The sequence below is a fragment of the Acrocarpospora sp. B8E8 genome (genome assembly GCF_039871605.1).
In the GTDB taxonomy this organism is placed as follows: Bacteria; Actinomycetota; Actinomycetes; order Streptosporangiales; family Streptosporangiaceae; genus Acrocarpospora; species Acrocarpospora macrocephala.
Window position 1 is genome coordinate 90,310 of record NZ_JBDPLV010000040.1, and the last position, 12,304, is coordinate 102,613.

At 70.4% G+C, this 12,304-nt stretch carries 10 protein-coding genes and 1 pseudogene; 5 read left to right on the forward strand and 6 right to left on the reverse strand.

Annotated features, from left to right (window positions below; translation table 11 throughout):
• Positions 1–22 precede the first annotated feature (22 nt).
• The 3 genes from ABGB08_RS32590 to ABGB08_RS32600 are packed head-to-tail and all read left to right on the forward strand — an operon-like array spanning position 23 to position 3,290.
• Positions 23–961: an ABC transporter ATP-binding protein gene (locus ABGB08_RS32590; RefSeq protein WP_347598068.1), complete on the forward strand. Its 939-nt coding sequence runs from the start codon at positions 23–25 to the stop codon at positions 959–961.
• A gap of 5 nt (positions 962–966) precedes the next feature.
• On the forward strand, positions 967–2,136 hold the full coding sequence (locus ABGB08_RS32595; RefSeq protein ID WP_347598071.1) for an ABC transporter permease: 1,170 nt from the start codon (positions 967–969) through the stop codon (positions 2,134–2,136).
• The gene (locus ABGB08_RS32600) at positions 2,133–3,290 is read left to right on the forward strand and encodes an ABC transporter permease (RefSeq protein ID WP_347598074.1); all 1,158 of its coding nucleotides are present in this window, start codon (positions 2,133–2,135) and stop codon (positions 3,288–3,290) included. Before ABGB08_RS32595 ends, ABGB08_RS32600 begins: the two co-directional genes overlap by 4 nt.
• Positions 3,291–3,324: 34 nt before the next feature.
• Here ABGB08_RS32600 and ABGB08_RS32605 read toward each other — a convergent pair whose 3' ends face one another.
• The gene (locus ABGB08_RS32605; RefSeq protein ID WP_347598077.1) at positions 3,325–4,161 is read right to left on the reverse strand and encodes a universal stress protein; all 837 of its coding nucleotides are present in this window, start codon (positions 4,159–4,161) and stop codon (positions 3,325–3,327) included.
• A gap of 229 nt (positions 4,162–4,390) precedes the next feature.
• Between ABGB08_RS32605 and ABGB08_RS32610 the strand changes: the two genes are divergently transcribed.
• A complete protein-coding gene (locus ABGB08_RS32610) occupies positions 4,391–4,738 on the forward strand; it encodes a spore germination protein GerW family protein (RefSeq protein ID WP_347598080.1) in 348 nt (115 codons plus the stop codon).
• A 13-nt stretch (positions 4,739–4,751) separates the two neighbouring features.
• On the opposite strand, the gene ABGB08_RS32615 is transcribed toward ABGB08_RS32610, so the two are convergent.
• The 5 genes from ABGB08_RS32615 to ABGB08_RS32635 all read right to left on the reverse strand — a co-directional run bounded on the left by ABGB08_RS32615 (position 4,752) and on the right by ABGB08_RS32635 (position 9,978).
• Positions 4,752–5,468, reverse strand: a complete 717-nt coding sequence (locus tag ABGB08_RS32615; protein WP_347598082.1) for a CBS domain-containing protein — start codon at positions 5,466–5,468, stop codon at positions 4,752–4,754.
• Positions 5,469–5,546: 78 nt separating this feature from the next.
• Positions 5,547–6,599: a site-2 protease family protein gene (locus tag ABGB08_RS32620; RefSeq protein WP_347598084.1), complete on the reverse strand. Its 1,053-nt coding sequence runs from the start codon at positions 6,597–6,599 to the stop codon at positions 5,547–5,549.
• A gap of 436 nt (positions 6,600–7,035) precedes the next feature.
• The gene (locus ABGB08_RS32625; protein WP_347598086.1) at positions 7,036–7,473 is read right to left on the reverse strand and encodes a hypothetical protein; all 438 of its coding nucleotides are present in this window, start codon (positions 7,471–7,473) and stop codon (positions 7,036–7,038) included.
• 237 nt (positions 7,474–7,710) lie between these two features.
• Positions 7,711–7,869 (reverse strand): hypothetical protein, encoded by a 159-nt coding sequence (locus ABGB08_RS32630; protein WP_347598088.1) that lies wholly within the window; start codon positions 7,867–7,869, stop codon positions 7,711–7,713.
• Between the two features lie 660 nt (positions 7,870–8,529).
• Entirely contained in the window at positions 8,530–9,978 is a 1,449-nt protein-coding gene (locus tag ABGB08_RS32635) for an IS110 family transposase (protein ID WP_347598090.1), read from the reverse strand.
• Positions 9,979–10,397: 419 nt separating this feature from the next.
• On the opposite strand from ABGB08_RS32635, the pseudogene ABGB08_RS32640 reads away from it, so the two are divergent.
• A pseudogene (locus tag ABGB08_RS32640) lies at positions 10,398–12,304 on the forward strand (hypothetical protein); the annotation flags it as partial.

Consider the following 12,304-nt stretch of genomic DNA (forward strand, 5'->3'; position numbering starts at 1 on the left):
GCCGGCGGTGTCTGATGGAGTTATGAGGACTGTCCTGCTCTGCCGTGGGCTGCGTAAGAGTTACGGCGATCTGGTGGCCGTCGACGGGGTCGGCTTCACGATCGCGGAAGGCGAGACGTATGGCCTGCTCGGTCCCAACGGCGCCGGAAAGACCACCACGATCTCGATGATCGCCGGCGTGCTCCGCCGTGACGCGGGCGAGGTCTTCATCGCGGGCGAGCCGATGACGGCTTCGAGCGTGCGGCTGAAGGCGTCGATCGGGTACGTGCCGCAGGAACTCGCCCTCTATCCCGATCTGTCGGGCCGGGAGAACATGCGCTTCTTCGCCCAGCTGTACGGCATGCGCCGCCAGGAGGCACGCACGCGCATCGACCAGGTGCTCGGCATCGTGGGCCTGGCCGAACGCGCCAAGGACCTGGTCAGCACATATTCAGGCGGGATGAGGCGGCGACTGAACATCGGCGTCGGCCTGTTACACCGGCCCCGCCTGCTGATCCTGGACGAGCCCACCGCGGGCGTCGACCCGCAGAGCCGCAACGCCATCCTCGACAGCATCACCCAGTTAGCCGGGGAGGGCATCGCCATCCTCTACACCACGCACTACATGGAGGAGGCCGAGCGGCTGTGCGACAGGGTCGGCATCATCGACGCCGGCACGCTGATCGCCGAGGGCACCTCGCGCGAACTCGTCGCGCTGGTGGGCGAGCGTGACCGCGTGTCGCTGACGGTCGCGGGGGACGCCGTGGCCGCGGCGGCCGCGCTGGGCAAGCTGGACGGCGTACAGCAAGCCGGAAGCGCGGACTCGCGGATCCAGCTCCTGGTGGACGACGCGAGCGGGCGCCTGCCCCAGATCCTGGACGTCGCCGCCCGCGGCGGGGTGGCCATCCGATCGGTCAGCGTGGTGGAGCCCGACCTGGAGTCGGTCTTCCTCCACCTGACCGGCAAGGCGCTGAGGGACTGACCGGCATGCGCGCCATCGTCGTCATCACGGTCAAGGAACTGCGCCAGCGCATGCGTGACACGTCGCTCCTGATGTTCGCCCTCGTGCTCCCGTTCGGCCTGGCCGCCGTCTTCAACCTGATGATCGGCGGTATCGACACGGCGCAGGCCTTCCGTTACGCGGTAGCCGACGCGGATCGGGGGACGCACTCGGCCGCGTTCGTCGAGGACGTGCTCGGGCCCGCCGAGCGAGCCGGGGTGATCGAGGTCGAAGCGGTGGCCGACGCCACGACCGCGCGGGAGCGGGTCGAGCGGGGCGAGGCGACGGCGGCCTTCCTCATCCCCGCCGGGTTCTCCGCGGCGGTGCAGCGCGGCGGCGCGGCGCGGCTCGAGGTCCTGGGCGATGTGGACGCGCCCATCGCGACGCAGGTGGCACGGTCGCTGGCCGAGCAGTACGCCACCACCCTGGACGGGGTGCGGCTGTCGGTCGCCACCGCCCTGGCGACGGGCACCACGCGAGCGCCCGGCGAGCTGGCGCGGGACGCGAGCGCCGACAAGGCGGCGATCGAGGTCGATGACGTGACGGCCACCCGCAGGGAGCTGACCGGCCAGACCTACCTGGCCGCCGGCATGGCGGTGTTCTTTCTCTTCTTCACCGTCCAGTTCGGCGGGCTCGGGCTGCTGGCCGAACGCGACACCGGCACGCTCCCCCGCCTGCTGGCCGCGCCCGTCCCCAAGATCACCCTGCTGGCGGGCAAACTGCTGGCGGTGTTCCTGGTCGGCGTGGTCAGCATGGCGGTCCTCATCGCCGCCTCCAGCCTGCTGCTGAACGCGCGCTGGGGCGACGTGTCCGGACTCGCTTTGCTGATTCCGGCGGGAGTGCTGGCCGCCATCGGGATCATGTCGATCGTGGCCGCGCTGGCCAGGACGGCCGAGCAGGCCAGCAACTGGCACGCCGTCATCGCCGTGACGCTGGGCGCGCTCGGCGGTACCTTCTTCCCCGTCGCCCAGGTCGGCGGCCCGATCGAGACCATCAGTCTGATCACGCCGCACCGCTGGTTCCTGGCGGGGCTGGCCGACCTGTCCGGCGGAGGCGGCGCCGCGGCCGTCTGGCCGTCGGCGGCGGTGCTGTGCGCCTTCGCCCTCGTCACCGGCTCGATCGCGGTGATCGGATTCCGCCGGGAGGCACTGCGATGAAGATCCTCGCCATCGGCCTGGTCAGCGCGCGCGGCCTGGTCCGCGACCGCACCAACGTGTTCTTCGTCATCCTCTTCCCCCTCCTGCTCGTGCTCGTCCTCGGTACCGCGTTCGGCGGCTCCTACCAGCCTCGCCTCGGGATCGTGGACGCCGACCGCGGCGCGCTGTCCCAGCGCCTGGTCGAGGGAGCGCGGCAGGCCGCGTACCTGCGCGTCGAGCTGGTCCCCGACGAGCGCACCCTCCGCGCCGACGTGGAACACGGCCGGCTCCAAGCCGGGCTGGCCATCCCCGCCGGATACGAACGCGCTCTGCGCGCGGGCGGACGGCCGGTCCTGCGTCAGTTCGCGCGCCAGGACCTGGACGCCCAGCAGATCGCCCTGGCCGTCCGCGGCGCCATCGCCCGCGAGCTCCAGACCGCGCGGGCGGCCCGCTTTGCCCAGCGGGAGGCGAGGATCACCTTCGATCAGGCACTGGGAATCGCCTCGAGCACGTCCGCCGCCCTGCCGCGCGTCACGGTCACCAGCGAGACGACCGGGACCCCGCTGCTCCCCCAGACGCTCGGCCGCTACGACCTCGGGGCCAGTTCCCAGCTCATCCTGTTCGTCTTCCTCACCTCGCTGACCGCCGCCTCCGGGATCATCACCGGCAAGCGGCTCGGCGTCGCCCGCCGCATGCTGGCCACGCCCACCCCGGTCCGCGTCATCCTGGCCGGAGAGGCCGCCGGCCGGATGGCCGTCGCCGTGGCGCAGGGGCTCATCATCATGCTCGGTTCCGCGCTGCTGTTCGGCGTACGGTGGGGCGACCCGCTGGGAGCCGCGGCCGTCCTGCTGATGTTCAGCCTCGTGGGGAGCGGCGCCGCGATGCTGGTGGGCTCGGTGCTGCGGACCGAGCAGCAGGCCATCGCCGTCGGCCTGTTCCTCGGGCTCGGCCTCGGCGCGCTGGGCGGCTCGATGGCGCCCCTGGAGGTGTTCTCCCCGCCGGTACGGATCGCCGCCCACTTCACCCCGCACGCGTGGGCCAGCGACGCCTTCGCCGAACTCGTCCGCAGGGGCGGCGGCCTGGCCGACGTCCTGCCCCAACTCGGCGTCCTCGCCGCCTTCGCCGCCGTGCTCTTCGCCCTGGGCACCTGGCGGCTACGCCGTACCCTCACCTGACCCTCGGGAGCGAATCGGCGCTCTTATTCGGTACTCATCGCGTCCCTCTGACGACCGCAATGGGGCAGGTGGCACGGTGCAGGACCGGGCGGGTCACCGATCCGATGCGGCCCAGCGGACCAGGCGATCTCGCGGCGCCGACCACGAGCAGCGTCGCCGTGGCCGACAGCCGGGTCAGGACATCGGGAACCGGCCCTTCCTCCAGCAGGTGCGTGATCTCGACCTCGGGATACTTGGTCCGCCACGCTTCGGTGACCGGTCCGAGGACCTCCTCGCCTAACGGGCCAGGCTGGATCAGCGACGAGGCGCCGACCGGATACTGCCAGGCCTGCGCCACCACCAGGGGCAGGCCACGCATCGAGGCCTCCCGGCAGGCGAACTCCAGCACGTGATCGTCGGCAGGGTCGTCGTGCCCGGCGACCGCGGCGACGATCGGGCCGGGATCGGGCCGGCGGGGCACCGCGCCCGCGCCGCGGACCACGATGACCGGACTGCGGGCGTGGGTCACCACGCGGTCGGCGACCGAGCCGATCATCGTACGAACCAGCGCCCGCAGCCCGCGCGATCCGACGACGACCAGGTCGGCGGCACGGGACAGCTCGATCAGATGCTCGGCCGCCGGGCCCTCGCGCAGGTCGCTGTCCACGGTCAGGCCAGTGGTGCAGTTGCGGGCGCAGTCGGCGCCGTGCCACAGCACGTGCTCGGCCGCGCGCCGCAGCGAGTCGCGGCCGAGATCGTCGCCCGGCTCGTACGGCCAGTGCCAGGCGTGCGCGACCAGGAGGGGCGCGTGCCGGTATTCGGCCTCATCCATCGCCCAGTCCAGGGCCTGCATGGAATAGTCGGTTCCGTCATAGCCGACCACGATGGTCATCGCGCTCGCCTCCATCGAATGGGCGTCCGTCGACTCAACGCTCCCTCAAGGACGACGTGCTGATCAGAGCCCGAAGCCCGCCAGCCATGGGACCTTCGGCTCTGATCCAGACGTCGTGGGACATCTAGCGTTCCTGGCGTGGACAAGGGTCCTGGTGGACTCACGTGAGTCGTTGATCGCCGCGCAGGCGAACGGGTGGCGCACAATGCTCCAGAGCAGGAGGACAGACATGGACATCATGGAAATGATCGACAAAGCACGGGATTCCGCCACAGTCCGGCGTGTCTTCGGGGAGCCGATCACCGCTGACGGCGTGACCGTCATTCCCGCGGCCCGCATCGGCGGAGGTGGCGGTGGCGGCAGCGGCCGCCAAGACGGCGATCAGCCCGGCGAGGGCTCGGGCGGCGGCTTCGGTGTGGGAGCCGCACCGGCCGGCGTGTTCGTCATCAGGGACGGCGACGTCCGCTGGCACCCGGCGATCGACTACAACAAGATCATCCTGGGTGGTCAGGTCGTCGCCATCGTCGCCCTCCTCGTTGTGCGCGCCATCGCGCGCCGGCGCGCACGGCGGTCATAACCCTCGCCCCCGATCAACGGTGTGGCCACACCGGGCGATCCGACAGCGGATCATGCGTGGGGACGGAATCGTCTCGCGCGTAGGTGAGCCGGTTGTCGACGTCCACGACGCCGTCGACCGCCGCGATGAGGCGTCCGGTGAAGGAGATCATGCTCTTGAGTTCGATCTGCCCGGTCAAGGTCACCCTGCCTTCATTGACCTCGACCGACACGCTGGCCGGGGTCTCCCACAGGACCCGGACTATCACGTCATCGACGATCTCCCTTCGGATGGTCTCATCCGGGCGCAGGAAGACCTTCAGCAGGTCGGATCGGCTGACGATGCCGATGAGGCGGCCCGAGTAGTCGATCACCGGCAGTCGTTTGACGGAGCGCTCGGCCATCAGCCGGGCGGCGGCCGGAATTGATATGTCCGGATCCACGGTGGTAACCGGGCTGGTCATGAGCTCGTCGGCCCTCTCCCCCTGGGACTTCGCCCGTACCAGCCGGTCGCGGCGGGTCTCGAAGAACGGGCGCCGGTCCTCGTGAACGCTCTTGAACTCCTCCTTGCGAAGCAGGTCTGACTCGGTGACTATGCCGATGACCTGACCTTTGGTGTCGACCACGGGTGCGCCGCTCACCCCTCGGGCGGCCAGAGCCACCACGATGTCCTTGAACCCGGTGTCTTCGGTGATGCTCAGCACGTCTCTGGTCATGACGTCGGCGACGGTCGGCCGATGGTGCTTCCTCATCGCTCGCTCTCCCTTTCATTGTTTTCCAGGACCAGTGAACGGCTTCCGCCGATGGCCGGGGCAGAGGCGAAGGGCCTTTCAGCCAGGGGCCGTCGGCGGGCCTGGGACGCTGGGTGGTCGCAAGCGGGCGAGTTGGATCGTCCGGACGAGATCGGCGCCGGTCACGGTGCCCACGATCCGACCGTCCTCGACGACCACCGCGAGCTGGTCGCCGGTCAGGGGCAGGTCCAGGAGAACGCTCGCCTCCTGCGCCGGCGACAGGATCCGGTCGGGCGGGAGTGGGCGCGCCAGGGAGTCCACCCGGGTGGTGCCACGCCGGCCGGGCGGGACGCCTTGGAACGTCTGCAACAGCACGTAGCCGGTGGGTGCACCGGAGGTGTCGACGACGGGAAAGGCCGTCTGGTGGGTCTGGCTGGCCACGCCGGAGACGAAGCGATCGATGTCGAACCAGGCCGGGGCCGCCACAGGGTCAGTTGTCATGACATCACGGACACGCATACCGGCCAGGCCGGCGCGCAGCTGCTGCTGAAGTAGCTGGGTGTGGGCCGCGGTCACCAGGAACATGCCGATGATGATCGTCCACAGCCCGCCCATAGCCGGCCAGAGGAGGAGCTGCGCGACGCCGAGGGCCACCAGCAGCCCGCCGAGAATCTTGCCGGCCCCGGCGGCCCGCTGATCAGCCTGAGCCCGGTCGCCCGTGCGGCGCCATATCAACGCGTGCAGGACACGCCCACCGTCCAGCGGCGCGCCGGGCAGCAGGTTGAAAACCCCGAGCACCAGGTTCATGAAGGCCAGCCAGATCATGGCCACCCGTACGACGGGCACCCCCTGCAGCGGCGCAGCCAGCAGAAAGCCGACGGCCGAAACCGCGATGCTGGCCAGCGGCCCCGCCACCGCGATCGCCAGTTCCGCGCGCGGGGTGCGCGGCTCGCCTTTCAGCTCGGTCACTCCGCCCATCAGCCAGAGCGTCAGCGAGATGGCGCCCACCCCGGTGCGCTGCGCCACCAGCAGGTGCGCGATCTCGTGGGCCAACAGGCAGGCCAGGAACAGCAGCGCGGTCACGACGGCCACGCTCCAGTAGATCAACGGGCCGCCCTCGCCGCCGGCGGCCGGCAGGACAGAGGCACCCAAGATCGCAACCAACAGGACGAGCACCACCAAGACCGACCAGTGAGCCCCGACGGGAACCTTGGCAATGGTGCCTAGCCGCACATTCGGTCTCATGACTCCACGCTGTGCTCACCGGCGGACTGAGGACAGAGCATCTCGGCCCTACCAGCAGGGACGTTGGTCGTATAGTCGCCAGATTGTGCGTCTTGGCCGCTGCCGAAGGAGGCGATGCCATCAATGTTTTCGGCCATGACCCCCGGATATGCGCTCCCGTGCACTGGCGCTTAGAGGCCAAAGGCCCGCATATGCCGGAGTGATGCCCTCAAACCCCACGCATGCCGTGCTCGCCTACCGCGGCTCCCGGCGGGAAGGGTCCGCCGTCACTGCGCTCACCTCACGACCACCCGTGACGAAAGGCCGGTGGGTGAAACGCCCACCGGCCTTCGCAGCGCGGCGATCAACGCCGTACTGGCTTCTCCGGGTCGATGACTTCATGATCGATGATCGTGCGGGGTTCGCTTGGGCGGGCCGTGACGGGCAGCATGTGCCGTACCGTCGCGAGCAGCCACAGCGTGGCCGTAGCGGCGAAAAGCACCGTCAGAGCCACCTCGCTGGCCGCGATCAGACCGACCACGGCCGCCGTCAGGGCGGTCACCCCGAGAACGGTCGTGACCACCGTGTAGGCCCGGGTGAACGTCGATCGCGATGCCCCGTACAGTTGGTCGGCCGCCCCGAACGCGCATCCTCCTACCATGCCGAGCACCAGGATCGAGACCGTGGTCCAGCGGACGCTGGATGCCAGCAACAGGTCACTGCCCTGCGTGTAGGCGACGTAGAGCGCCACCACGGCGGCCATGACCACGGTGGTGATCGCATCCTTCCAAGTCAGCCTCATCGCCCGCGCCTCCTTCCAGTTGGGAGAGGTACGGCTTCAGCTTCAGCCGCCTCACACACGGCCGTCAGAGGCGGAGGTCACCGGCGGGGCGGACTTCCGGCTGCCACCGCAGGGCGAAGACCGCCTTCACTGGCGCCATCCGCGCCGTCGCCCGCCTCACCCCGCACGCCAGGGCTGAAGGAGTTCTCAGATAGTGAGACCGAGAGCGATCAACGGGTTGTGAAGGTCGTCGCGGGTTCAGCGGGTTCCGTCGGCGATGTCGGTGAAGGTGAGCTGGCGTGACGCGCCGATCGCGTAGCTGCGCATGATCGCGGGGATCGATGGAGCTGTGGCGGTCCGGATCTTGCACCGGTCTTCGCCGAAGGCCACGTCCCGGGCTGTCGCAACATCACGCAACGCCCCTGGCGGCCCCCGGGAGAACGGAGGTGATGATCCTTGTTCTCCATCGATCGCTCGCCGCGGATGAACTCGGCCGGTCGGCGGGTCCGGCCCGGTGAGCGGTCAGGTTGATGACGACCCCAGGACCGCGGCGGCCGGCAAGGCTTGCAGTTCCGGTCGTCGACCTTCGGTTCGATCAGGTAGAGCTGCGTGACGTGCGGGAAGGGTGTTCCGGGTGGGGCGGGCACGGTCTGGATGGTGCGGATCTCGGTGCGGCCGTGGCCGCAGTCGTGGCGGTGGCCGTCTGCTCGATGGGGACCTCGCTCCAGGGCAGGGCGTTGAGCTGATCGAACAGACCCTGCTGATTCCCGCCGGCGGGGAAGACAGGGAAGGTCTCGCGGCGGTGCGGGTAGCGGGCGTGTTTGCGCCGGCAATGCGTCATGTCGGCGGAAACGACCGTGTTCTGATCGGGCCTGGCGGCTGGCTCTTCGGCTGGCGGCGGGTGGGTAGATCTTTTCACGAGCCGTGTGACCTGCGGTTTTGTCGCGGATCTAGGCCAGGTTTTGAGTTCCTAACGGAAGTCAAGCCGATCAAGCTTTGAAGGATCAGGGTAGGCGGGGTCGACGCCGGGACTGGGGGTCGCGGTGTTGCGCTGTCGGCTGGGGTGGTGAGGGCCGGTCAGGTCGTCGTGTGGCGGGTAGCCTTGCTGCTGGGCGGGCCGGCTGCCGGAGCGTTGTCTGGCGACTCCTGACCGCGTCGGCTCGTGCCCTGTTTCGTGCCCTGTTTCGTGCCCTGTTTCGTGCCCTGTTTCAGCCGTGTGCTGGCGCGTTTGGGCCGGTTCTTGGCGCGGTCGGCGTCGCGGACCGCATATCGCTCGGCGCAGATCGCCTTGGCCTCCTCCACGGTGAGGGGGCGGCCGTCGACATCGCGGAGCTGGTAGGGGGTGCGGCTGCGCCAGCAGGCGGCCAGCCGGGTGACCAGGACGGCGGCCAGGGTGCAGACGGCGGAGTTGTGGTGCTTGCCCTCGGCCACGACGAGGCGGTGGTAGCGGGCGGCCAGGGTGGGGTCGCTCTTGCGGGCGCGGTCGGCGGCGGCGAACAGGGCTTCGCGCAGGGCGGGGTCGCCGGCTTTGGCGGGCGGGCCGTGCCGGGAGCTGGTGCCGGACTCATCCAGGGTGGGGGTCAGGCCGGTGAAGGAGCGCACGCCGGCGAGGTTGTCGAAGCGGTCGGGGTTGCCCAGCGCGCCGAGTACGACGGCGGCGGAGATGGTGGCCATGCCGGGGCCGGAGGCGATCAGGCCGGTCGGGTCGGCTTCCTCATAGAGCACGCCGATGCGGGAGTCGAGGGCTTTGATCTCCTCGGTGAGCTGGAGGGCCAGGCGGGCTTCTCCGGCCAGGTCCTCGGCCAGTTCGGCGAAGTCCAGTCCGCCCGCGGCCCACAGGGCCAGCGTGGTGTGGGCGGCCTGCAGGATCGCCTCGGCGCGGTCCTCACGCCACTGGCCGCGGCTGGTGCGGATCAGCAGCGCGGTCAGGCGTTTGCGGCCCATCCGCTTGAGGGCGGCCGGGTCGGCGCCGGTGCGTTCCAGCACGGTCAGCGCGGCCTTGGAGTAGTCGCCCTCGCCGAGCACACCGGCCCACTGCGGGCCGTAGATCTCCAGCAGCGCGTCGATGCGCTGGTAGGTGGCGGTGCGGCGTTTGACCAGCGAGCGGCGGCGGCGGGTGGCCCGGCGCAGCGGGTCGGCCGGGCCGAGTTCACCCGCGCCGGACAGGCGCAGCCCTTCGGGGTGCAGCAGCGGGATGCGGGCCAGGATCCGGGCGTCCAGCCGGTCGTTTTTGGTGTGCTTGTGGTAGTAGCGGCGCAGGTCGGCCGACTGTTCGGGGGTGACCATGGCGATCTTGGCGCCTTTGGCGGCAAACCAGGCGGCCAGCGGGATCCAGGCGTTGCGGGTGGGTTCCATCACCACCAGCACCTCATCAGCCCCGTCGGGCAGGCCGGCCCACAGCCGTTCCAGGTCCTCCACGGTGGTGCGGAAGCGGCGGCCGGAGAAGAGGAACTCCCCGGCCTGGTCGGCGCAGGCCGCTTGATGCGCGGCCCGGCAGGCCACGTCGATGCCCAGCCGTACTTTCACGCCATCTCCTCATCGGTGGTGCGGGTGGTGCAGGTGAGGAGCCATTCCAGACACACGCTCGGGTGGGCATGATCCGCAGAGTGTCGCCGAGTGCCGGACCTGACATTCGGTAGCAGCGGTCCATCACACGATCTCGATCGGAATCGAGGTTCGGGATGGCCGCGAGTTCCTCAACAGGGATGCACATGCGCCGGGTAGATCCGTCCAGCCGGACGATCAAAAGAAAGGAGTCCCTGACCCTCGCAGATCAGAGCTACCAGTCGTAGAACAAGCCGTGCTGGAAGGACCCACCCGGACACTCTACGAAACCGCCAAGCATGTGGCTTGGTCGGCTCCATGAGCGAGGCTAAATGTCGTAGCCGCCCGATAGCGTGAGGGGAGTTGTTCGGATCCGCCGGTGCGAAAGGGGGGCGCCTTCGATGCTCGGGTCTCGGCTCGACGTGCGGGATTCCTCCCGTGCGGGGGGCGCCCGCGGGCGCGAGCTGCCCGCGTTCCTGAAGGGCACGGTGCTGGACCCGGACTACGTCCCGCCCCGGCGTTCCGCCGACGACGCCCACGACGACGCCCACGGCGACACATACGGCAACGCGTCCGGCGAGGCCGGGCCGCAGAACGCACGGCAGCAGTTCCTCCACGGCCGCTCCCCCGACACCGGCTCCTCCACAGACGCCGGCCGCTCCACCGACACCGACGCTGGCCGCTCCTCTGACGCTGGCCGCTGCACCGACAGCCCCACTGACGCTGGCCGTTCCACTGACGCCGGCCGCTGCACCGGCGGCGGCTGCTCGGCGGGGCCGGAGGGCTCTGCCGAGCCGGTGGGTTCGGGGGTGCTGGTGGCCGCGCTGCGACAGCTCGCCTCCCAGGTTGCGGTGACCGACCTGCCCGAGGGTGCCGGGTTGTGCGTGGGCGAGACGGAGGATCTGCTGTTCGCCCAGGATCGGCTGGACTCGGCGATCGCCGCGCGGGTGGGGCGCGTGCATGCCACCGGGGAGGCCAAAAGTGCCGGCAGCGGTGGGCATGCCTCGACCGGGACGTGGCTGCGCGCCTCAGCGGGCATGAGCGGCGGAGGCGCGTCCCGGCTGATCCGGCTGGCGACCCAGCTGGCCCGCCTGCCTGTCGTCCGGGACCGGTTCGCCTCCGGCACGCTGGCCGAGGGGTCGGCTGAGGCGATCTGTCGGGTCACCTCCCATCTGGACGATGCGCAGGCCGGGCTGGCCGAGCCGATCCTGCTGGAGTTGGCCGACCGCGCGTCCCCGGCGGAGATTCTCAAGGCCGGGCGATACCTGCGGGAGCTGCTGGACCCCGGCACCCTGGCCGATGACGCCGACACCGACTACGCCACCCGTTTCCTGCTGGTCCGCCCCTCCAGCACCGGCGGCGTGGAAGGCGAGTTCCGGCTGCCGCGGGAGGCCGGCGCCCGCCTGCGCGAGTTCCTCACCGCCTACGCCAGACCGAAAGGCAAAGACGAGGACCGCCCGCTCCGGGTCCGCCAGGCCGACGCCCTGTCAGCGCTGCTGAGCAAGAAAGTCACCACCGAACTGCTGGTCCTGGTCCGCGCCGAATCCCTCCCCACCGACCACCCTGCACACGGCCACCCCGCCACCGGCCACCCCGCACATGAGGCCGACTCCACCCATGCGGCCTCCACCCATGCGGCCTCCACTGCGGCGTCCGGCACGCCCGCCATGCCCGCTCCGGGGGCGCCGCCCTCGCCTAGCACATCCGGACGCGCCGACACGGCAGACCCCGACTCCGCCGACACCGACACCGCCCGCACCACCGGCTCCAGCGATACTCAGCCCGGAACGCCTCCGGCCGATGACCGCTCGACCTGCCGCGCGAGCGGCCCCTGCCACCCTGAAGGCACGGGTTCGGCCGGAGCGGGTACCGGCAGCGCGGACACGGGTTCAGCCGGAGCCGGTACCAGCAGCGCGGACACGGGTTCAGCCGGAGCCGGTACCAGCAGCGCGAGCGCGGGCTCGGCCGGGGCGAGTGCCGGCAGCGCTGATGCGGGTTCGGCCGGGGCAGGTGCCGGCGGCGTGGGTGAGGGGCCGGGGGAGGACGCGTGCAGGACCTGTGGGCACATGCCGGACCGGCTGGCACCCGGACTGCTGATCGCCACCGGGCAGCTGCTGCCCATCTCCGACGTCCACCGACTCGCCCGCACCTCACGACTGGTCCGCATGGTGGTCAACGCCCAGGGCCAAGTCCTGGACATGGGCCGTGCCGTGCGCCTGGCCACCCCCGCCCAGCGGCAGGCCATCCTGGCCCGCTATACCTCCTGTTACTGCCAGGGCTGTCCCATCCCCGCCGACATGGCCAAAAT